This is a genomic window from Xanthobacter dioxanivorans, from assembly GCF_016807805.1.
Taxonomy (GTDB): Bacteria; Pseudomonadota; Alphaproteobacteria; order Rhizobiales; family Xanthobacteraceae; genus Xanthobacter; species Xanthobacter dioxanivorans.
The window spans coordinates 2,216,614-2,237,692 of sequence record NZ_CP063362.1; the positions used below are offsets into that span (position 1 = coordinate 2,216,614).

Consider the following 21,079-nt stretch of genomic DNA (forward strand, 5'->3'; position numbering starts at 1 on the left):
TGGGAACGACGATGGTGATAGGTCCCATCAATGACCAAAAAGTCCCATTAAGCGGGATGGCGCTCAGCGTCCGAGGCGGGCCACCATGCGGAATTCGCGGGGCGAGACGCTGCAATGGTCGCGGAAGAAGCGGGTGAAATGGCTCGGCGCGCCGAAGCCGAGGCGCTCGCCGATGGCGGCGAAGGAATCGTCACTGTCTATGACCGCGCCGACCGCCATCTCCACTTTCAGCACGTTGAGGAAGACATGGGGCGTCACCCCGGTGGATTCCTCGAACACGCGGAAGAAGTGGGAGCGCGACATGCCGGCTTCGCGGCACAGCCGCTCGATGCCGAGGGGAGCGGTGGGGTTCTGCCGCATCAGCGCGATGGCGCGGCGCACCCGCCAGTCGACGGCGTTGGAGCGGGCCATCTCGCGCAGGGAGGAGCCGATGGTGCGCCATGGCGTGAAGCGCTCGATGACCGCGACCATGAGGTCGGAGAGCAGATCCTCCTGCCGGTTGCCCGCCCCCGGCGCGTGCACCATCTCGCTCGCGAGGTCGAGGGCGACGCAGCGGATCCGCTGGCTGATGGCGCCGGCGGAATGCTCGAAGAAGCCGGAGCGCCCGCTCGCCGACCAGTTGGGCCGGAACGAGACCAGCCAGTCGGGCTCGATGTAGAGCGCCAGGATGAGGGCGTTCTGCCGCGCCGGATTGTGCACGTAGGCGTGCGGCTCCCAGGCATTGACCAGGACGGCGCATTCATCGGTGAGCGGGGCCACCCGGTCGCCGACCAGGAACTGGGTGTCGTCGCCGCCCACCTTCAGCAGGACATGGCAATGGGGATGGGCATGGCGCACCAGGCTGCGGTCCATGTCGAGGAGCGCCACCCGTCCGAATGCGCCATGGGCTATGCGCAACGCGTCCGACATCGTGGGTTGTCCGCCCGGCCTCGCGGCCACCTCCCTGGAACCAGCCCATGCTAGAAGAGCGGGATGCGGATTGGCAAGCTGCCCTCGACCCCGCCGGTTGCCCCGATCGCCCGGCACGCCGCAGGGGCCCCGGTGCCCGCAGGCGCATTCCATCCGCCGCCGCCGGCCGCTATGGTGCCGCCTCACGGTGGCGCGCCCGGCGCTCCGACTTTCGAGGATATCCGCGTGGACAAGCGCGCGCTCGGCACGTCCGGCATCAGCATCGCCCCCCTGGCCCTCGGTGGCAACGTCTTCGGCTGGACTGTGGACGAAGCGACCTCCCTGTCCATCATCGACGCCTTCGTGGGGCGCGGCTTCTCGCTGATCGACACCGCCGACGTCTATTCCATCTGGGTGCCCGGACATACCGGTGGGGAATCCGAGCGCGTCATCGGCGCCTGGCTGAAGCGCGGCGGACGGCGCGATGCGGTCCACATCGCCACCAAGGTGGGCATGAACATGAAGGCGGCGGGCCAGGGCCTCTCCAAGGCCCACATCGTCGCCGCGGCGGAGGCGTCGCTGCGCAACCTGGGCACTGACACCATCGACCTCTACCAGGCGCACATCGACGACGGCACCGTGCCGCTGGAAGAAACCATGGAGGCATTTGCCCGCCTCGTGGAGGCCGGAAAGGTGCGCGCGGTGGGCGCCTCCAACTATACGGCGCCACGCCTCGCCGAGGCCCTCGCGGCGAGCGAGGCGAAGGGCCATCCGCGCTTCAGCGTGCTGCAGCCGCATTACAATCTCGCCAACCGCGCCTTGTTCGAGGGCGAGCTGCAGCAGCTCTGCCTGAGGGAGCAGATCGGCGTCATCCCCTACTACGCCCTCGCGGCGGGCTTCCTCACCGGCAAATATCGCAGGCCGGAAGACCTCGACGGCAAGGCGCGGGCGGGCACCGTGGCGCATTATCTCGATCCGCGCGGCCTCGATCTGCTCGCCGAGATGGACAAGATCGCCGCGCGTCTCGGCGCGACGTTGCCGCAGGTAGCCCTCGCCTGGCTCATCGCCCAGCCCGCCGTCACCGCGCCCATCGTCAGCGCCACCAGCCTCGCCCAACTCGACGACATCATGGCGGCGCCCGGCCTCACCCTCGATGCGGCGGCCCTGAGCCGCCTCGACCGCGCCAGCATCTGAAGCCGGCGGCGCCTGTCGCCAATCCCGGCCGTGATCCATGATGGCGGCCGGCGTTCGGGGGAGCTCGTGGCGTTGGCGTGAAGCGTGATGTTCTTGTCTATCGCGCCGGAAATGCGGGCCACCTCATGCTGAGCATGGATGAAGTTCGGCGTAGGAATGGAGCTAATGCGGAAATACTCGGCGCGTTCCCGCTCTGCGTCGGTATCCAACTTGGCGAAGCGCACATGGGGCTCGACCTCGACGCCCAGCGCCTCGAACACCAAAACGAAGCTCTTGCACGGCTCGCCGCGCGTTTACGGCTTTCAGGTCGATCGCGCTATGGTTCGCGGAAACCTGCCCGGCCGGCAAGCTTTCGCCGGAAGACCTCGCACGGGGGCAGGCGCCATCGAGCTGATGGATTTCGCGCAGATCCAGCTGCAGGTGAAGGCTTCACGTGCGGCTTCACCTCAGAACGCTACATCGCATCGAGCGAGAGATCATTGGATGCAACGTGCGGTCCATGGCAAATTTTCAACAGTCCGGCGTACGCATTTCTCCACGTGTGGCGCGGAGCGGTGCAGTTCCAGGCTTGGAATACGAGTCTGCCGGTGGGCCGCCTCGCGCGCGAGTTGGGTAGCGCTGGCGTCAACGCCGTCTGGCTCTCTTGTTTAAGTCCTGTTCGACGGAGCGCCACTGTCGTCGTGGCGCGCCCGTTAGGACCGGGTCCGTGGCACACCCCTCCATCCCGCGGAAAGGGCAGCACCTTCAAAACCGGGGTTCAAACGCGTGATGAGTCAGTCGGCCTTTCGGAGGGCCTTCTTGTCAATCTTGCCAAAATTCGTCAAGGGCATGGCTTCTATAAATCTGACCTTCTTGGGGCAATTGATGGAGCTTTTTCTCTGCTTCACGAACTCTATCAGCTCGCTCTCGCCGGGCACATCTGCGCCGGGGCGTAACTCAGCATAAGCAACCACGATCTCTCCCCACAGAGGGTCCGGTTCGCCCACCACAGCGACTGCGGTTACGGCCGGATGCTGAGAAAGTGCGTCCTCGACTTCTTTAGGGTACACATTAAAACCTCCTGTAATTATCATGTCCTTTTTTCTATCAACAATTACCAGATACCCACGGCTGGTCTCCATTGCCAGGTCGCCGGTGTGCAGCCAGTCTCCGGACAATGCCGTTTGGGTTGCCTCCGGTTGGCCGAGATAGCCATTCATGACAATGGGACCGCGAACGCATATCTCGCCAATCTGGCCCGGGGGGACAGGTGCGCCAGTGTCTCCAAGCAACGTGACGCGCACTCCTGGAAAGGGACGGCCTGCCGAACCCAAAATCTCCTCGTCTTCAAGTTGATGATCATATTGAGTCAACGTGAGAACTGCGGATGGCGCCTCAGTCTGCCCATACATCTGAACCAGACAAGGGCCAAATTCCCGAAATGCCTGCTTGATTCGGGGATGTGCCATCGGGGCGCCGCTATAGACGAGGGCGTGCATGTTGGCCCAGTCCTCGCGCTGGTGGTCAGGGTTGTCGAGCAATTTATAGATTGCTGTCGGCACAAGCCATGTAACGTTACACGCCTCCGCACGAAGTGTAGCGACAAAATCATGGGCGTCGAATTTTTGACGAAATACTACGCAGCCGCCCTTGCACAATGTTGGAATAATAAGCGCTCCCGCCCCATGTGTCATCGGCATGGAGCAAAGATATTTTGGGCTTTCGGGCCAGCTCCAGCCGCACATGATCTGCATCGCACACGCGAGCATCGATCGAGATGTGAGTTCGATCCCTTTAGGGCGCCCAGTCGTGCCACCTGTATACGCGATCCGTATCACGTCTTCCGAGCCGACCTCACATCGAAGCGGCTGGGGGTCACGGTCAAGAGTCTCCTGCCAGAAGCACTTCCAGTCCGCATGGGGGATATGACAACGCCAGTGCTGAATATGAGGCGCTCCTTTCCTCAGCGCCTCGGACATCTGCGCGTACGCGCTGTCGCAAACAAACAGACGGCAGTCCGTCTCCAAAATAATATGTAGCTTGTCTTCTATCCCGGAAAGAGGCTGCAATGTTACGGATCTTAGACCATAAATATATGATGCCGCGATCAGCGCGAATCCCGACACGTTGTTTTGGACGAGCTGGACAATGGAGTCCCCGGGTTGAAGCCCCAGATGCGTGAAGGTCGCACACGCGCGTGATAACAAGGCTTCAAACTCGGAATATGTTGTATCCCGGCCTCCATCTCGAAATGCGACTCTGGACGAAAATCGCAAGGTCGCATCAATGATCAAATGCCCGATTCCGCCCGAATCATACAAACTTCCGACCATATATCCGCCCCTTATATTCTATAAACAGGTTGGCGTTGGATTGGACAATAGACCATATGGCGCAACCTGCGATGGTGAGTTGAGTTACATTTTTGTATATAAGTGAAGATTTCGAATTTTTAGTGCGGAGCTGCAACTTATGTCGAAAATTACTGTTTCTGAATATTTGCCCGCCGCGCGATCTCGTTGTTGCGTTCGATCCCGGCCTCCAAGTATGCACCGAAATCGGCCGCCCCGCTGGGAGCGGGCACGAAACCCTCCATCGCCGCCAGCTTCTGCTTGACTTCGTCGCTCTCGACGGCTTGTGTCATGGTACTGCTCAGTTTTGCAATTATATTGGCCGGTGTGCCGGCGGGAGCCAGCAAGCCGATGAAAGGAGTATCGATGAAGCCTTTAAAGCCCAGCTCCTGCATCGTGGGAACATCCGGAAGGTTGGGCTGACGGCTCTCGGACAGCACAGCCAGGATCTTGGTTCTTTGAGCCTTTACATAGGGCATCTGGCCGCCGATGGTGTCCAACAGCAGGTCCACCCGACCTTGAGACACGTCGGTGATCGCTTCGCTGATGCCGCGGTAATCCACGCGGCGGATTGCCATTCCAGTTTCGGCATTCAGCCGTTCAAGATCGAGGCCATAGACCGGAGATGTCACCGCCATGCTGAACCGATCCGGTTCAGCCTTGGATTCCTTCAGGAGCTGCGGAAACGTGTCAATCGGGAGGTCCTTACTGGCCACGAGCATGATTGGAATGTCCACCATCTTGCCGATCGGCGCGAAATCCTTTGTCGCGTCAATAAGCGGCGCTTTGAAAAGTGCCTTTACGACCGTCAGCGGGGCCCCTCCGACCAGCAGTGTGTAGCCGTCGGGAGCGCTCTTGGCGACATGTTGCGCGCCGATCATCCCGTTGGCGCCTGGCTTGTTTTCTATGACCACAGGCTGACCGAGTATTTCGGCCATCTTCGCTCCGATCATCCGGGCGATGATGTCATTGGCGCCTCCCGGGCCGTAAACCACGACCAGGCGGATTGGCCTGGTCGGGAAATCAGCTCTCGCTGGCGCTGCGGCGAGAATAGACAGTGCGGCGAATACCATAATCCCCATGTACGATGTTATTTTCATGGCGTTTCCCGTATATATTTTGATTGACGGATTGGAGTGTCAAAGGTCGAATAAATTATTATAGACTTTTACACGGTCGAAAAGAACGGCATCGCCCTCCCTTCGGCAGTGGGCCGGAACTGGACGCTGACTGCTTGTCCAATCTTAAGATCTTCCGCCCGTGCATCCACGATGTGGGTCATCAGCATGGGACCTTCACTGAGGGTCACGTAGGCGAGTGTGCATGGTGGATCCATTCGTCGCGAACGACTGAAAGCGTAGATGGTGCCTGTGCCGCTGCCGACCTTCCATTGTGTACGTTCGCTGCCGCAAAGGGGGCATAGCGTGCGGGGGTACCAATGTGCACGCCCGCATTCGTCGCAGGTCTTCAGCAATAGATTACCCATCTCAGCCGCTACCCAGAACTCACGGCTTTCGGGATAAGCGATAGCCAAAGGGTCCTGTTCAAATGTCAGAGTTGATTTATCTGGATTCATCCGTGTGAGCTTTCCGAATTACCATTCAATTTCGTTCAAAAATCACGCTGGCGTGCGCGTGGCCGCCGCCAGTCACCAAGCCGGGACCGGAGGCCAATGCCAGACGACAGTTTTTGACCTGAACTGCCGGATGCGCCTCGCCGCGCAATTGACGCACCGCTTCGATCGCCTTGGTGATTCCGCCTCGGTTCATAGGGTGGTTGTTGCACAGGCCGCCTCCATCGGTGTTCCACGGCAGCTTGCCGACACCTGAAATCAGGTTTCCATCCGCAACGAACGCACCGCCTCGCCCTTTCTCGCAGAAGCCAAGGTCTTCCAGCTGCATAATCACTGCGATCGTGAAATTGTCGTAGATCGAGGCGTAATCGATATCGGACGGCATGATGCCTGCTTCGCGAAAAGCGGCCGCACCGGAGCGTTCGGCGCCCGTGCGGGTCAAATCACAGTAACCGCCATCATTCGTGTAAATGGTCTGCCCTGCACCGATCACGCGAACGAATGGACGCGAGAGGCTTCGCGCGATTTCGGGTGTGGTCAACACCAGTGCGCCGCCCCCATCGGTAATCACGCAGCAATCCAGTCGTCGGATCGGATCCGAGATTACGGGAGAATCCATCACGTCGTCGATGGTCAAAAGTTTACGCAATAAAGCGCGCGTATTATATTGCGCGTGGTGTGACGCGGAGACCTTGACCCAGGCCATCTGTTCGAGCGTGGTGCCGTATTGGTGCATATGGCGTTGGGCGCACATGCCATATATCCCGGCGATGCTCCACCTGTAAGTCGACGTCCAGGGAGCTTCGGGCCGATCCGAACCGGCAGTCTGGGGCATCGTGCCGGTCGCCATCCCGCTGCTGCGCGGTTTGCCCGCCAGGGTGATGAGCGCGATCGAGCACCGGCCCGCAGCGATCGCCACTGCGGCGTGCTGGATGTGCGCCAGATACGAACATCCGCCGGCTTCAGTGCCGTCGAGCCATCTCACCTTCAAATTGAGATAGTCCGCCATCCATAGCGGCCCTCCGCCGGGTGCATCTCCGGCGCAGAAATAGCCGTCGACGTCCGACAGGCTCAGTCCGGCATCACGTAGCGCTCCGACGGCACATTCCGCATGCAGTTGGGGAACGGATTTGTCCGGTGCGAAGCGGGTAGGGTGTTCAAAAATCCCTGCGACGTGGGCGTGTTTCTGAGTGCTCATGTTAAGGTCTGGCGGCCCTTGGATTGGGATTTGACGCCGAGTATGCGCGGCGGTCGACCAGCCGTCTGCCAACTACTTAACACAGTTGCTCGGTCCGGCTCTCGCGTGGCGCGACGCCGTGGCTGACGCCGGTGCCGGCGCGGCTACGCGGCTCTTGTCGCATGACATCGACATTAAAATCGATGAGCGCCCGAATTCGGGGCGCCCACTGAATATCTGGGTCGATGACAAGCCCCCAATCATGGTGTTTGCCATTGCAGGCGGCGAGCGGCGGCCTGCTTTGGCAGCTCAACGACCTGGCCCAGGCCCGGTCGGCTCGGCGTGCGCCGCTTGTGAGACTTGCGCCCGGATCCGGTTCAACAGGCACTTCCCCAGGACTCGTCTTTAGAGCGATCTGTCACCCACGTTTGGCTCACCCGATCTGCGCTTCCAACTGAGTAATATAGGCAGCGAAGGCTGCCTTGTCTGGAACCTTGATCAGGCCACGGCTGCGACGGATCATGCCATCCGCTTCAAACTGAGCCAGAGTGATGGCGACCCAGGTGCGCGAAATCCCTGCAAGGGTTGTCAGGTGTTGTTGGGTTAATCCGCGTACATCGCCGGAGCCAGACGGAGCATCGTTCGGATGGCTAGTCAACAGGCCGCTCAGCAATCTACCTAGCCGAATAGTCGCTGGCTTGAATGCCTGGCTGCTGCGCGACACGCTTTCGATGTAAAGCTTTGAGATCGTGCGGGTCACGTTCAATGATAGACGTGGAATATCTTCCATAAGCATCATAAGATTTTCGCTACTTATTTGATATACATCAACATCGTCCAGGCACTCCATTGACATAAACACGGGAGAGGCGGCAAAAAATGAAAATAAACCTAATATGGATCCGGGTGCGTTGATTCGGTGAGTGAATTCTTTGCCGTTTTGGCTGGCGATATAGCTGCGCACGCGCCCGCGTTCGATGATGGAGATGTGGCGAGGAGTCGGGTCATTCTCATGATAGATCAATGCGCCGCGATGGTAATGGCGTCGCGTCTGAGTTTGCAAAATTCTTCTCAGTTCATTTTCATTCAATCCACTCAGCACCGTACTCCAGATTGGGGCTGCGCTAATTCCTTGATCTGTAGCCGCGTTTGTGCAGCCAACGTGGTCTTGCCGCGCGTTGTGGGCAAGGCAGGGACCCCTATGTTGCGGTGCTGACACGGGTTGTCTCCTCCCATTGTTTACCTGAATCGAAACGCAATGGTTTCGGGCCTCTGTCCGGCTCTTGAGAGCAGCGCTCACAGGAGCGCCGTTGTCCAACAACTTCTATTAACGGCAGTTCCCACATATCCTTAATGGACATCGACTTTCGGTCAAGGCGGTGACCGCGTTCATTGGTGGTGGCCGGAGGGCGCTTGGGCCAAATCGGTCGTCGTCGGCGCCCCTTGATCGGCCGCAGGAGCCTTGCGTTTTCTTCCGCGAACCGGAGGCCACTTCGCTCGAAAACGCTCTAATCCATTGCGAAGTTCGTTCTTGTCCGCCTGAGGTCCAGGACATGAAGCGTAGCCGTTTTTTCGCGACGGAAGATCATCGAATCCTGAAGGAGCGGGAGGTCGGCGTGCCGGTCGCGGACCTGTGCCACAAGCACGGGGCGAGCGACGCCAGCATATACAAATGGAAAGCCTGGTTCGGCTTCATGGGGGTGTCCGGGGCCAATCGACCTTCTTGATTGAAGCTGCGGCCCCTATTTTTCGAGCGTATGCGCGACCGCGCGCAGGCTCCCGAGTTCGTACGGCATCAGCTTGGCAACACGGACCAGCTCCTCGCCGATGGTGGCGATCCTGTCCGCGTCCATGTCCCGCGAATGTCCGGTCACGACCAGGCAGCCAACTTGTCCGTTGTTCCATGTGGGGATGTTGGCTGCGATCGCGGTAAGGCCGATGAAATGCTTGTCGCGCGCGAGGACGTAGCCACGTTTCGCTGCGTCCTCCAGGTCGTGCTCGAGCCGTTGGCAGTCGGTAATCGTCTGCGGGGTAAAAGGTTCGTAGGGCGGCCGTCATGATCTTGTTCTGCCGCACCGGCGGCCGGGAGGAACGGCGCGGCGGGGCGAGCCGGTTCCTGATGGATTTGAAGACCCCCGGCATCACCATCCGGCCGATCCTGGACTTGGCGGGAGAGCACCATTTCAACGAGGTGGCCTTCGAGGATGTCTTCCTGCCCGGCTCCGCCCTTCTGGGTCAGCTCGGCGATGGTTGGAACCAGGTGGTCAGCGAGCTGGCTTTCGAGCGCAGCGGTCCGGAGCGGTTTCTGTCATCCTTCGTCCTCATGCGCGAGCTGGTCCGCGTGCTCGGGCCTTCCCCATCGGAGCACGCGGCTGCGGCCCTGGGGCGCCTGATGGCTCATCTCGTGGTACTCCGCCGCCTGTCGCGATCGGTGGCGGGCATGCTCCAGGAGGGCCGGAATCCGGTGTTGCAGGCGGCGCTGGTGAAGGATCTCGGCGCCCTCTTCGAGCAGGAGATGCCCGGTGTGGCCCGCGAGCGCCCTCATTCTGGCCGGCGGGGCGCACGCCGGTGAATGACGGGCGATGCTGTCCCCCTCTCGCGAGCGGCCTGCGCCCGCGCGATCGTCACGGTGCGCGCGGCATGTCAGCCGGGGGGGCGGCGCGGAAGCTGCGAAAGAGGTTTTCCAGGACCTCCTGCGTGTTGCTGACGAGGTCGAAGGTGCTGCGATCCTTCAGCCAGTCCGACAGGATGCCGCCGAGCAGCCAGTAGAGGGTCTTCGCCGCCGCCTGAGCCGTCCAGCGCGGGCTGAGGAGCGCTTTTTCCTGCGCGAGTTCGAACAGCGCGACGAGCTGCCTGTATTCGCGCAGATTGGTCTCGCGCTCCCGCTCGAGCACGCTCAGGAACTCGCCTCGATAGTCGCAACGGTACAGGATGGTGTAGATCCGCTGGCGGCGCGGATCGTTGGCGATGATGCCGAGGCATTCGATCACCACCTGCTGCAGCAGGGTCAGCGGATCGTCATGCCGCTCCTCGAGGGCGCGCTCCATCACCTCCTCGGCGGGCAGGGGGCGAGGTCGAGCAGCGCGCGCAGCAGGTCCGCCTTGTTGGCGAAATGCCAGTAGAGCGCGCCCCGGGTCATCCCGGCGCTCAGCGCGATCTTGTCGAAGGTGACGGCGGCCGCCCCATGCTCGAAGAAGAGGTGTTCTGCTGTCTCCAGCAGCTTCATCCGGGTTTCTTCGGCTCCGGCCTTTGTTTTCCGCATCCCAGTGCGCTTGCGCATCAACGGCCCGATCTCATCCGCGTGTCACCGCATGTTTTGCAGGCCCGGCTCGCGGCGTCCAGGCCCACCCTGAGCCAGGCCCGCCTGAGCCAGGCCCGCCCGGAGCCACGCCCGCCGTCCCCTGCGGCCGCTCACGGAACCGGCGCCGGGCTCGCCTTGGGGGCACCGGCCTCGGTGGGGACGGTGCCATGGGCGGAGACGGCGCCGTCCCCGGTCGCGCGCCCGCCGCGGAGCCGGTCGCGCAGCCCCATCGCGAACACGAAGAAGACCGGCACAAAGAACACCGCGAGCACGGTGGCGGAGATCATGCCGCCCATCACGCCGGTGCCGATGGCCTGCTGGCTCGCGGCGCTCGCACCCGCGGCGACGGCGAGCGGCAGCACGCCGAGGGTGAAGGCCAGCGAGGTCATGATGATGGGCCGGAAGCGCAGGTGCGCCGCCTCGACGGCTGCCGCGACCAGCGGCTTGCCCTGCGCCCGCAGGTCCTTGGCGAACTCGATGATGAGGATGGCGTTCTTCGCCGACAGCCCGATGATGGTGATGAGCCCGACCTTGAAATAAACGTCGTTGGGCATGTCACGCAGCATCACCGCGACCACCGAGCCGATGACGCCCAAGGGAATCACCAGCATCACCGAGATCGGGATCGCCCAGCTCTCGTAGAGGGCTGCGAGGCAGAGGAACACGAGGATGCAGGACAGCGTCAGCAGCAGCGGCACCTGGGAGCCGGACTGGATCTCCTGCAGCGACTGGCCGCTCCATTCATAGCCGAAGCCGGCCGGCAGGGTGTTGGCGATGCGCTCCACTTCCGTGATGGCGTCGCCCGATGAATAGCCGGGCTTGGCCTGCCCGCTGACGCGCACGGCAGGATAGCCATTGTAGCCCACCGCCTGGGACGAGCCGCGCGTCCATTCGATCCGGGCGAAGGCCGACAGCGGGACCATGCCGCCATGGGTGTTGCGCACGTTCAGCTTCAGGAGGTCGCCCGCCTGCATGCGCTGTCCGCCGCCCGCCTGAACCGTCACGCGCTGCATGCGGCCGGCATTGGGGAAGTCGTTGATGTAGGCGGAGCCGAGCGCCGTGGTGATGGTGGTGTTGATGTCGGAGAATGCCACCCCGAACGTGTTGGCCTTCTCGCGATCGATGATCAGATCGAGCTGGGCTGCGTCCGGCATGCCCTCCACATACACGCCGGTGAGGATCGGGCTCGCCGCCGCCTCCGCGAGAAACTGCGCCTGGGCCTTGCGCAGCGCCTCCGGGCCCAGCCCGCCGCGGTCTTGCAGGCGGAAGGAGAAGCCGTTGGAATTGCCGAGTCCCTGGATGGGCGGCGGCGACAGGGCGAAGACGATGGCGTCGCGGACCGAGGACAGCGCCATGGTGGCCCGCAGCGAGATGGCCGCTGCTGAAGTGTCCGCGTCGCGCTCGCTCCAGTCCTTCAACGTCACGAAGGCCAGGGCCGCGTTGTCGCCGATGCCGTTGAAGCTGTAGCCGCTGATGGCGACGATGCGGTCCACGGCCGCTTCGCCGGCGAACGTCTGCTCCATCTTCTCGATCACCTCGAGGGTGCGGTTGGCGCTGGCCTCGGCGGGGGCCTGGATGTTGACCAGAACGAAGCCCTGGTCCTCGTTCGGCAGGAACGCCGAGGGCAGCCGCACGAACATGTAGCCGAGCGCCGCGACGAGGACGAGATAGACCAGCATGACCCGTCCCGCCCGCTTCAGAAGGCCGCCGACCGCGCCGCTATAGGCGTGGGAGGTGCGGTCGAAGACCCGATTGAACCAGCCGAAGAAGCCCTTGCGGACGACGTGGTGGCCCTTGGCGATGGGCTTGAGGAAGGTGGCGCACAGCGCCGGCGTGAGAGAGAGCGCCAGCAGCGCGGAGAACAGGATGGAGGCCACCATGGTCAGGCTGAACTGGCGATAGATGACGCCCACCGCGCCGGGGAAGAAGGCCATGGGCACGAACACGGCGGTCAGCACCAGCGTGATGCCGATCACCGCGCCGGTGATCTGTCCCATCGCCTTGCGGGTGGCCTCCTTCGGCGGCAGGCCCTCCTCGGCCATGATGCGCTCCACGTTCTCCACCACCACGATGGCGTCGTCCACGAGAATGCCGATGGCCAGCACCATGCCGAACATGGTGAGCACGTTGATGGAGAAGCCCAGCGCCAGCATGACGGCACAGGTGCCGAGCAGCGCCACCGGCACGACGATGGTCGGGATGAGGGTGTAGCGGATGTTCTGCAGGAAGAGGAACATCACCACGAAGACCAGGGCGACCGCCTCCAGCAGCGTGTGCATCACCTTCTCGATGGAGATTTCGACGAACGGCGTGGTGTCGTAGGGCACGCTGTAGGCGATCCCGGGCGGGAAGAAGCGGGCGAGTTCGTCCATGCGCGCCCGCACCGCCCGGGAGGTCGCCAGCGCGTTGCCGGTGGGGGTGAGTTGGACGCCGATGGCGGCTGCAGGCTTGCCATTGAGGCGGGTGGAGAAATTATAGTCCTGCCCACCCACCTCGACCCGCGCCACGTCGCGCAGCCGCACCGAGGAGCCGTCCGGGTTGGCCCGCAGGACGATGGCGGCGAACTCCTCCGGCGAGGTGAGCTGGCCCTTGACGAGCACCGTGGCGGAGATCTGCTGGGTGATCGGGTTGGGCTGCGCGCCGATCCGCCCCGCAGCCACCTGGGCGTTCTGGGCGGCGATGGCATTCGTGATGTCGGCGGTGGTGAGGTTCAGCCCCACCATCTTGTCGGGGTCGATCCAGATGCGCATGGAGCGCTCGGTGGAGAACAATTGCGCGCGGCCGACGCCCGGAATGCGCCGGATCTCGCTGAGCACGTTTCGGCTGGCATAGTCGCCGAGGCCCACTGCGTCCACGGCGCCGTCGGTGGAGGTAAGGGCGGCCACCATCAGGAAGCCGGCGCCCGCCTCCTCCACCTGCACGCCCTGCTGGATGACCGATTGCGGCAGGCGCGATTCCACCCGCCGGATGCGGTTCTGCACGTCCACCGCGGCTTGCTGGGACTCGGTGCCCGGGGCGAAGGTGACGTTGATCTCGACCCGGCCCGAGGTGTCGGAGGTGGATTCGAAATAGAGCATACCCTTGGCGCCGTTCAGCTCTTCCTCGATGAGCCGGGTCACGCTCTGGTAGATCGCCTCCGGGGACGCGCCCGGATAGACGGTCGACACCGTGATCTGCGGCGGCGCGACATTGGGATATTGGGAGATGGGCAGCAGCGGCAGCGCGATGACGCCCGCCAGCATGATGGCGATCGCCACCACCCAGGCGAAGACCGGCCGGTCGATGAAAAAGCTCGGCATCAGCGTGTCCTACTTTCCGCTCGAAGGATCGGCGGGCCCCCCGGATAAGGAGGGCGGTGCGTCGGGCCGACGCCAGTCCTGAGGGGCGACCCTGGCGCCGGGCATCACCTTCTGGAAACCGTCCACGACGACGCGCTCGCCCGCTTTCAGGCCGGCCTCGATCACCCAGCGGTCGCCGTAGGTGCGGCCGGTGGTGACGCTGCGCAGTTCCAGGGTGTCGTCCGGCTTGACGACATAGAGCTGCGCCCGGCCGGCCGTGTCGCGCTGCACCGCCTGCTGCGGCACCGCGAGCGCGTCCTTCTGCAGGCCCTGCTCGATCGCCACGCGGACATAGAGGCCGGGAAGCAGATCCCCGTCGGGGTTGGGGAATTCGCCGCGCAGCGTAATCTGGCCCGTCGTCGCATCCACCATGGCCTCGGAGAAGAGCAGGCGGCCGGCGAGGGGATAGCGCGTGCCGTCGTCGAGGATCAGGTGGACCTTCGTCTCGTCCGGCCCGGCCTCCTGGAGCCGGCCCTGCTTGAGGGCACGCCGAAGCTGGATGAGATCGCTCGCCGACTGGGTGAAGTCGGCGTAGACGGGATCAAGCTGCTGGATCGTTGCCAGGCTGCCGGAGGACTGTCCCACCAGCGCACCCTCGGTGATGGTGGCCCGCCCGATGCGCCCGGCGATGGGGGCGGTGATCTCGGCATATTTCAGGTTGAGCTGCGCCGCGGCGAGGCCCGCCTCGGCTGCGGCCACGTCGGCATTGGACTGCGCCAGGGCGGCGACCGCGTTTTCCTGCTGCTGCGCGCTGGCCACGCCGCGCTCGCGCAACTGGTCCTGCCGGTCGGACTGCTGGCGGGCCTGCAATTGCGTGGCCTTGGCCCGTTGCAGGGTGGCCGCCGCGCTGTCGACCTGTACCTGGAAGGGGGCCGGGTCGATGCGATAGAGCACGTCGCCGCGTTTCACCACGCTGCCCTGCTCGAATACCCGCTCCAGGAGGATGCCGGAAACGCGGGGGAGTACCTCGGCAATCCGGGTGGGGGCGATGCGGCCCGGCAATTCATTGGTGATCGGGATCACCTCCGGCTGCACCGTGACCACCCCGACGGGGCTCGGGGGCATCTGCGGAGGGCTGTCCGCCCACGCCGGCCAGCCTGCGGTGGACGCCAGAATCATAAATCCCGTCAACGTCTTGGTGAGCTTCACGATATGCATCCGTTCATGCCGGAACACGGTGCCAGCCATCGCGCGGGGTGGACGAGACAGCCGCGATCTCCATCTTGGGCCGCTTATACATACAATACGTTTTGTATGTAAAGAGGTCGACAACCGCGCCGCCGGCCGCAATGGGCCCGAGGGATGCGGACCCGACAGCAACTTGATACCCTCGCGTCCAACCGACAGGAGCTTCTCGTGCCCGCATCCCTCTCTGACATTCCGCTGACCCGCATCGACGGCACGCCGGCGCGCCTCGCCGACCACGGGGGCAAGGTCCTCCTCATCGTCAATGTCGCCTCGAAATGCGGCCTCACGCCCCAGTATGAGGGCCTGCAGAAGCTCTATGCGCAGAAGCAGGCGCAGGGGCTCGAGATCCTCGGGTTTCCGGCCAATAATTTCGGCGCTCAGGAGCCGGGAACGGAGGCGGAGATCTCGACCTTCTGCAGCACCAATTACGGAGTCACGTTCCCCTTGTTCCAGAAGATTTCGGTGGCCGGCGAAGATCGCCATCCCCTTTACGATGCCCTGGTCGCGGCCTGCCCCCACGCCGAGGGGGCCGAGACGATGCGGGCGCGCCTCTCCGGCTATGGAGTCAAGCCGGCCTCCGACACGGACGTGCTGTGGAATTTCGAGAAGTTCGTCATCGGCCGCGACGGCAAGGTCATCGCCCGCTTTTCCCCGATGTCACCGCCGACGATCCGCGTTTGATCAAGGTGCTGGACGATGCGCTGGCGGATTGAGCTCCGCCGTCCCGTAAGCTTCGCTCCGACTTGAGGTGGGCCCCGCATTGGGGTCGGTGGCAGCTGGAGAATTCCGGGGCCATGGATGATGCCGGCGGACGTGCTGGCGCGCCGTTCATGAGCGCGATCGGGGGCATGCTGCCGATCGCGCGGTGCGCGCGAACCCCGTGGCGGGACCTGCGCCAAGCCTCATGAACCAGTGGGCGTTCGGACACTCCGTCGGAGCCCTGGTCCACCCGGATGCCCTGCGAATGCCCGTTGCTCCGGTGGATGGGCTCGAGCGTCGCGCCGAACGAGTGCACGTCAGGATTGGCTTGCATGCTCAAGAGGCCTGCGCAACTATCGCGTGCAGGCATCGCAGCTTGGCATTGGGGCATCAGGTGGCAAGTGATCGACATATTGCTCCACCGGCGCCTGCCGCCTTGCTCCTCAAGCTGCGCGGCAACGCGGACGCCGGCATGTCAGTCGCGGCGCGGCGGCTCATCGAGGGCGGGGAGGTGCTTCTCGAAATCGCCGCGGGGGATGGACTCATGGGGTTGGCCGAGGCCCCGCCGGCGCAATGGGTGCGGGTCAGCGCGGCAGACGATCCCTGGGAGCAGGCGCATGCCATGATGGGTTCGGGCTTCGCGGCGGGCGGCGGAGACGTTCTCGCGGCGGAGCCGGATTTCGAGCAGCAATGGCCGAGCATCGCCGGAAATGCGCAATGCGTTGCGGAACCACAGGACGGCTCGGGCGGCAAGACGGTGGGACCGCACGACCGGTGGCATCTGGACGCCGAGTTCAGCGGCCTTGGTCTGGCGCGCGGCAAGGTCAGCGCGGCGGCGCTGCGCCAGGTGCTCATCGCCCATGTGGATACCGGCTACGACCCGGGCCACCGCTTCAAGCCCAAATATCTCGACGCCGCGGAGCACAGCTTCGTGTCCGGCGACCCAGATCCCGACAGTGCCACGGATCTCGCTCCCCCGAGCTCCCTGACCAATTACGGTCACGGCACCGGCACCATCGGCATTCTGGCGGGGCCCACCATTGGCGGCGCGCCGGGGGCGCGCGTCCTGCCCATCCGCATCGCGGACTCCGTCGTGCGGTTCCGGACCGGCACCATGGCGCAGGGCTTCGACTATGCGCTGGCCCGGGGCGCCCAGGTGCTGACGCTGAGCATGGGCGGCCTCGCCTCGGCCATCCTCGCCGATGCGGTCAACAAATGCTACGCGGGCGGCCTCGTGATGGTGGCGGCCGCGGGCAACAATTTCAATGGCTTCCCGGTGCGTTCCATCGTCTATCCCGCCCGCATGCGCCGCGTCGTCGCCGCCTGCGGCGTGATGGCGAACTTCAAGTCCTATTCGGGCCTCGAGCCCGGCACCATGGAGGGATGCTACGGGCCGGCGAGCAAGATGCTCACCGCCTTGTCCGGCTTCACGCCGAACATTCCCTGGCCGGAGATCGGCTGTCCGAACGTGATCGACGAGGACGGTCAAGGCACGTCCTCGGCCACACCGCAGATCGCCGCCGCGGCGGCGTTGTGGCTGGCCCATCATGCGCAGGCCCTGAGCCGGTTGCCCGAGCCCTGGATGCGCGGGGAGGCGACGCGCCGGGCCCTGTTCGCCAGCGCTGCCTTCGGCGGCCGGACCAGGCCGGATAGCAAGCTCGGCTGGGGCGCGCTGCAGGCCGAGGCCCTGCTGCAGCAGGCTCCTCTTCCGGCGGGGGCGCTGACGCCGGAGGCGCCGGCCAGCGCCGGCTTTGCCTGGCTGAAGCTGCTCACGGGCGAGGGGCTCGGCTTCACCCTTGCCAACGCTGCCGCAGCCGACCGGCTGCTGGGGCTGGAACTCATGCAGCTTGCCCAGCGCGATCCGGCGGTGGCGGCCGCCATGGACGATCCTGATGTCGACCAGGTGACCGCGCCCAAGCGCCGGCGCTTCCTCGAGGCGGCGGAAGCTTCCCCCCTTGCGTCGCGGCCTTTGAAGGCCGCCATCGCAGCCAACCTTTCCGGCCGCGGCCAGCGCATCCCGCCGCCGCGCGCCCTCGCGCCCTCCACGGCGCAGGAGGCCACGCCGAATCCGGTCAAGCCGCCGGCCCGCCGCCGCCTGCGGATCTTCGCGCTGGACCCGAGCCTCGGTGGTTCGCTCAATTCCTACGAAGACCAGATCGCGACCGTGGACGTGCGTAATGAACCGAACCTCGCCCCCGGGCCGGTCGGCGAATATCTGGAAGTGGTGGACATCGATCCGGCCTCAAATCGCGCCTATCCGCCGGTGGACCTCAACAATCCCAACCTGCTCCTCCAGGACGGCGCGCCGCCCTCGGAAGGCAGCCCCGCTTTCCACCAGCAGATGGTCTATGCGGTGGCGATGCGCACCATCGAGCATTTCGAGGCGGCGCTCGGCCGCAAGGCCCTGTGGGCACCGCGCTGGACGGGGCGGACGGGTGCGCGCAACACATTCGTGAGGCGGCTGCGCGTCTATCCGCACGCGCTGAGGCAGGACAATGCCTATTACAGCCCCGCGCACACCGCTCTGCTGTTCGGCTATTTCCCCGCGAACTCGCACGTATCGGATCTGACGCCGCCGGGCACCATGGTGTTCAGCTGCCTGTCGGCCGACATCGTCGCCCACGAAACCACCCATGCCCTGCTCGACGGCCAGGCGCGCAGCCTGCGCGAGGCTTCCAACCCGGATGTGCGGGCCTTTCACGAGGCGTTCGCGGACATCGTCGCCCTGTTCCAGCAGTTCACCTACCGCGATCTGGTGAAGCGGGAGATCGCCCGTGCCCGGGGGGACCTGTCGGCGGCGCGCTTCCTGGGTGGCCTGGCCCGCCAGTTCGGGGAGGGGACCGGACGCTCCGGCCCGCTGCGGCGCTACACGCAGCCGGATGTGGAACTCAGCTACGAGACCACGCTCACGCCCCATGAGCGCGGCTCCCTGCTGGTGTCGGCGGTCTACCGGGCCTTCCTCGCCATCGTGGAGCGCCGCACGGCCGATCTCATCCGGCTGGCGACCGGAGGAAGCGGGAGGCTGCCGGACGGCGCCATCCACCCCGACCTCGGCGCCCGCCTCGCCGAGGAGACCTGCAAGGCGGCGCAGCATGTGCTGCGCATGTGCATCCGCGCCATCGACTATTGCCCGCCGGTCGACATCACCTTCGGCGAATACCTGCAGGCGCTCATCACTGCGGACATGGAGGAAGTACCCGAGGACACCCACGGCTACCGCGTGGCCTTCCTCGAAGCCTTCCGCACCTTCCAGATCCTGCCCCGCAACCTGCGCACGGTGTCGGTGGAGACCTTGCGCTGGCATTCCTGGGAGGGCCCATCGCCGGCATGGCTGGAGCCGGCGATTGCGGCGCTCGATCTCGATCTCACCGCCCACCTGAGCCGCGAGGAGATCTTCGACACCAGCGAGGCGAACCGCCAGAAGCTGCGGGAGGCGCTTCTGGAGGGGCTGACCACGCCAGAAGCCTATGCGGAACTCGGCCTTCAGCAGGGGCTGGCCTATTTCAGCGCGCTCGACGCGAAGGGCTACCAGAGCGGCACCACCTTCATGGTGGACAATGTACGCGTCGCCAAGCGCGTGCGCGAGGATGGCGAGCTGGTGGCCCAGCTCATGGTGGTTGTCCGGCAGCGGCGGCCGGAGACGCTGATGGAGGCGGCCTCGGCGCGAGCGGGGAAGGACTTCTGGTTCCTCGGCGGCGCAACGCTGATCATCGACCTATTGGGCGAAGGCGCCCCGCGCATCCGCTATGTGATCCTCAAGGCCATCACCAGCCCCACCCGCCTCGCCCGCGAGCGTGCCTACCGGCGGGGCGAGGGTGATGGCGCGTTGCGCGCCATGTATTTCGGCAAGGACGACTTCGCCGCGAGCGAGCCTTTCGCCATCCTGCATGCATCGAGGAACGGGTCATGACCGGGGTGAGCGTGGACATCCGTTGCTATTGCCATGGGCTGGGCGATTGCATGCTGCTGTCCCTGCCCAGGGCCGATGGATCCGCCTTCTGGATGCTCATCGATTGCGGCATCCACAGCGCCGCGCGCGGCGGCGCCGACAAGATCCGCGAGATCGTCGCCGACATTGCCGAGCGGACAGGCGGGCATATCGACGTCATCGTCGGCACGCACGAGCACTGGGACCACCTCTCCGGCTTCATCCAGGCGGCGGAGGCGTTCGCCAGCCTCACGGTCGGCGAGGTATGGTTCAGCTGGGCGGAGAATTCCGCGGATCCGGATGCGCGCAAGCTGGACAAATACAAGGCCGATGCCGCATCCGCGCTGGCCGCCGCCTCGTTCCGGATGGCCGGCGTGGAGGAACTTGAGGAAACGGCGAAAGGCATCGACGCGCTGCTCGGCTTCGTCTTCGGCGCCAAGGGCGAGAAGGTGCGTGATGCACGCGAGCGGCTGCGCCGCCTCGCGCCGGTCGTGCGCCACCTGGAGCCGGGCACCCTCGCGCCGCTCGACAGCGTGCCGGCGGTGCGTGTCTATGTGCTCGGTCCGCCGCGGGACCCCCGGCTGCTGGGCATCGAGGACATCCTGTCGGAAACCTACGCCCTCGGCGGACGATCGGCTTCCGCGGCGCCGCTGGCCAATGCCTTCGACCTCAATGCGGCGACCCTGCGCATCGACGACGACCCCTCCGCCCCCTTCGATGGCACCATGGGCCTGCCCCTCGCCGACCTGGCGCGCGGAAAATGGCCCGAGGACGCGGCGACGGCGGCTTTCTTCTGGAGCCATTACTTCGGGCCGGAGGCGACGGGCGCAGCCGAGCGGGACCAGGCCTGGCGCCGCATCGACACGGACTGGCTCGTGAGTTCCGTGGACCTCGCGCTTCAGCTCGACGCCCGCACCAACAACACCAGCCTCGTGCTGGCCCTCGAAATCGTCGAAACCGGGCGCGTGCTGCTGTTCGCCGCCGATGCGCAGGTGGGCAATTGGCTGAGCTGGTCGCAAGTGACCTTCCCGGCAACGAGCGGGCGGCCCGCGCAAACCGCCGACGACCTGCTGCGGCGCACCGTGTTCTACAAAGTGGGCCACCATGGCAGCCGCAACGCGACGCGCGCGGCGGCATTGGAAATGATGGACCATTCAGCCTTGGTCGCCTTCAGCCCGACGGACGAGTCCCTCGCCGGCAAGGTGGGCTGGAAGGACTTTCCGGCGCCGAAAACCTCAGCCCGGCTGCGCGAGATCACATCGGGCCGCTTCATCCAGTCCGACGCGGACTGGATCCATGATGCGAGCCTTTCCGTGCCCATCACGCTCGGCGGGGCATTGCGCGCGATCCGGGTCCAGCATGGAAAATATGTCGATCTGACCTTGGGGTGACCTGCGCGGTCGATGAACCTCGGCCGAGGCTGCCTGCGCCCACCGGGGCCGGAGGCCCGGGGTGGAAGGCGA

General features: G+C 64.7%; 14 protein-coding genes and 4 pseudogenes. 6 read left to right on the forward strand and 12 right to left on the reverse strand.

Annotated features, from left to right (window positions below; genetic code table 11):
* Positions 1–63: 63 nt before the first annotated feature.
* Complete coding sequence (locus EZH22_RS10525; RefSeq protein ID WP_203195579.1) at positions 64–909, reverse strand: helix-turn-helix domain-containing protein; 846 nt, start codon at positions 907–909, stop codon at positions 64–66.
* Between the two features lie 225 nt (positions 910–1,134).
* Here EZH22_RS10525 and EZH22_RS10530 point away from each other — a divergent pair, with 225 nt between their 5' ends.
* Positions 1,135–2,082, forward strand: coding sequence for an aldo/keto reductase (locus EZH22_RS10530; protein WP_203195580.1), 948 nt, complete (start codon positions 1,135–1,137; stop codon positions 2,080–2,082).
* Between the two features lie 149 nt (positions 2,083–2,231).
* On the opposite strand, the pseudogene EZH22_RS32845 reads toward EZH22_RS10530, so the two are convergent.
* From EZH22_RS32845 to EZH22_RS10555, 6 genes and pseudogenes are all read right to left on the reverse strand, one after another.
* Positions 2,232–2,342: pseudogene (locus EZH22_RS32845) on the reverse strand (thiol reductase thioredoxin); the annotation flags it as partial.
* Between the two features lie 513 nt (positions 2,343–2,855).
* On the reverse strand, positions 2,856–4,394 hold the full coding sequence (locus EZH22_RS10535) for an AMP-binding protein (protein WP_203195581.1): 1,539 nt from the start codon (positions 4,392–4,394) through the stop codon (positions 2,856–2,858).
* Positions 4,395–4,543: 149 nt separating this feature from the next.
* Positions 4,544–5,512 carry a Bug family tripartite tricarboxylate transporter substrate binding protein gene (locus EZH22_RS10540; protein ID WP_203195582.1) on the reverse strand — a complete coding sequence of 323 codons (969 nt, stop codon included), beginning with the start codon at positions 5,510–5,512 and terminating at the stop codon, positions 4,544–4,546.
* 68 nt (positions 5,513–5,580) lie between these two features.
* Positions 5,581–5,988: a Zn-ribbon domain-containing OB-fold protein gene (locus EZH22_RS32850; RefSeq protein ID WP_203195583.1), complete on the reverse strand. Its 408-nt coding sequence runs from the start codon at positions 5,986–5,988 to the stop codon at positions 5,581–5,583.
* Between the two features lie 25 nt (positions 5,989–6,013).
* Entirely contained in the window at positions 6,014–7,183 is a 1,170-nt protein-coding gene (locus EZH22_RS10550; RefSeq protein ID WP_203195584.1) for a thiolase domain-containing protein, read from the reverse strand.
* A 412-nt stretch (positions 7,184–7,595) separates the two neighbouring features.
* Entirely contained in the window at positions 7,596–8,264 is a 669-nt protein-coding gene (locus EZH22_RS10555) for a Crp/Fnr family transcriptional regulator (protein WP_203195585.1), read from the reverse strand.
* A gap of 451 nt (positions 8,265–8,715) precedes the next feature.
* On the opposite strand from EZH22_RS10555, the pseudogene EZH22_RS10560 reads away from it, so the two are divergent.
* Positions 8,716–8,880: pseudogene (locus tag EZH22_RS10560) on the forward strand (transposase); the annotation flags it as partial.
* A gap of 144 nt (positions 8,881–9,024) precedes the next feature.
* On the opposite strand, the pseudogene EZH22_RS32855 reads toward EZH22_RS10560, so the two are convergent.
* Positions 9,025–9,183 (reverse strand): annotated as a pseudogene (locus EZH22_RS32855) (hypothetical protein); the annotation flags it as partial.
* Positions 9,184–9,218: 35 nt separating this feature from the next.
* On the opposite strand from EZH22_RS32855, the gene EZH22_RS10570 reads away from it, so the two are divergent.
* Positions 9,219–9,734 (forward strand): acyl-CoA dehydrogenase family protein, encoded by a 516-nt coding sequence (locus tag EZH22_RS10570; RefSeq protein ID WP_203195587.1) that lies wholly within the window; start codon positions 9,219–9,221, stop codon positions 9,732–9,734.
* Positions 9,735–9,786: 52 nt separating this feature from the next.
* Here EZH22_RS10570 and EZH22_RS10575 read toward each other — a convergent pair whose 3' ends face one another.
* The 4 genes from EZH22_RS10575 to EZH22_RS10590 form a co-directional block, all read right to left on the reverse strand.
* On the reverse strand, positions 9,787–10,209 hold the full coding sequence (locus EZH22_RS10575) for a hypothetical protein (protein WP_203195588.1): 423 nt from the start codon (positions 10,207–10,209) through the stop codon (positions 9,787–9,789).
* The gene (locus EZH22_RS10580; protein WP_203195589.1) at positions 10,209–10,388 is read right to left on the reverse strand and encodes a TetR family transcriptional regulator; all 180 of its coding nucleotides are present in this window, start codon (positions 10,386–10,388) and stop codon (positions 10,209–10,211) included. The genes EZH22_RS10575 and EZH22_RS10580 overlap by 1 nt, the downstream gene beginning before the upstream one ends.
* 185 nt (positions 10,389–10,573) lie before the next feature.
* Positions 10,574–13,762, reverse strand: coding sequence for an efflux RND transporter permease subunit (locus EZH22_RS10585; RefSeq protein ID WP_203195590.1), 3,189 nt, complete (start codon positions 13,760–13,762; stop codon positions 10,574–10,576).
* A gap of 9 nt (positions 13,763–13,771) precedes the next feature.
* Entirely contained in the window at positions 13,772–14,959 is a 1,188-nt protein-coding gene (locus EZH22_RS10590) for an efflux RND transporter periplasmic adaptor subunit (RefSeq protein ID WP_203195591.1), read from the reverse strand.
* A 198-nt stretch (positions 14,960–15,157) separates the two neighbouring features.
* Here EZH22_RS10590 and EZH22_RS10595 point away from each other — a divergent pair.
* The 3 genes and pseudogenes from EZH22_RS10595 (at position 15,158) to EZH22_RS10605 (ending at position 21,007) form a co-directional block, all read left to right on the forward strand.
* Positions 15,158–15,702 (forward strand): annotated as a pseudogene (locus EZH22_RS10595) (glutathione peroxidase).
* A 458-nt stretch (positions 15,703–16,160) separates the two neighbouring features.
* A complete protein-coding gene (locus EZH22_RS10600; RefSeq protein ID WP_203195593.1) occupies positions 16,161–19,598 on the forward strand; it encodes a S8 family serine peptidase in 3,438 nt (1,145 codons plus the stop codon).
* On the forward strand, positions 19,595–21,007 hold the full coding sequence (locus EZH22_RS10605) for an MBL fold metallo-hydrolase (RefSeq protein ID WP_203195594.1): 1,413 nt from the start codon (positions 19,595–19,597) through the stop codon (positions 21,005–21,007). Before EZH22_RS10600 ends, EZH22_RS10605 begins: the two co-directional genes overlap by 4 nt.
* Positions 21,008–21,079: the final 72 nt, after the last annotated feature.

What these genes read in the sequence shown, in the direction of transcription:
- EZH22_RS10525 (WP_203195579.1), bottom strand. Translation starts at nt 909, where the DNA reads ATGTCGGACGCGTTGCGCATAGCCCATGGCGCATTCGGACGGGTGGCG.
- EZH22_RS10535 (WP_203195581.1), bottom strand. Translation starts at nt 4,394, where the DNA reads ATGGTCGGAAGTTTGTATGATTCGGGCGGAATCGGGCATTTGATCATT.
- EZH22_RS10540 (WP_203195582.1), bottom strand. Translation starts at nt 5,512, where the DNA reads ATGAAAATAACATCGTACATGGGGATTATGGTATTCGCCGCACTGTCT.
- EZH22_RS32850 (WP_203195583.1), bottom strand. Translation starts at nt 5,988, where the DNA reads ATGAATCCAGATAAATCAACTCTGACATTTGAACAGGACCCTTTGGCT.
- EZH22_RS10550 (WP_203195584.1), bottom strand. Translation starts at nt 7,183, where the DNA reads ATGAGCACTCAGAAACACGCCCACGTCGCAGGGATTTTTGAACACCCT.
- EZH22_RS10570 (WP_203195587.1), top strand. Translation starts at nt 9,219, where the DNA reads ATGATCTTGTTCTGCCGCACCGGCGGCCGGGAGGAACGGCGCGGCGGG.
- EZH22_RS10575 (WP_203195588.1), bottom strand. Translation starts at nt 10,209, where the DNA reads ATGGAGCGCGCCCTCGAGGAGCGGCATGACGATCCGCTGACCCTGCTG.
- EZH22_RS10580 (WP_203195589.1), bottom strand. Translation starts at nt 10,388, where the DNA reads ATGAAGCTGCTGGAGACAGCAGAACACCTCTTCTTCGAGCATGGGGCG.
- EZH22_RS10585 (WP_203195590.1), bottom strand. Translation starts at nt 13,762, where the DNA reads ATGCCGAGCTTTTTCATCGACCGGCCGGTCTTCGCCTGGGTGGTGGCG.
- EZH22_RS10590 (WP_203195591.1), bottom strand. Translation starts at nt 14,959, where the DNA reads ATGCATATCGTGAAGCTCACCAAGACGTTGACGGGATTTATGATTCTG.
- EZH22_RS10600 (WP_203195593.1), top strand. Translation starts at nt 16,161, where the DNA reads ATGTCAGTCGCGGCGCGGCGGCTCATCGAGGGCGGGGAGGTGCTTCTC.
- EZH22_RS10605 (WP_203195594.1), top strand. Translation starts at nt 19,595, where the DNA reads ATGACCGGGGTGAGCGTGGACATCCGTTGCTATTGCCATGGGCTGGGC.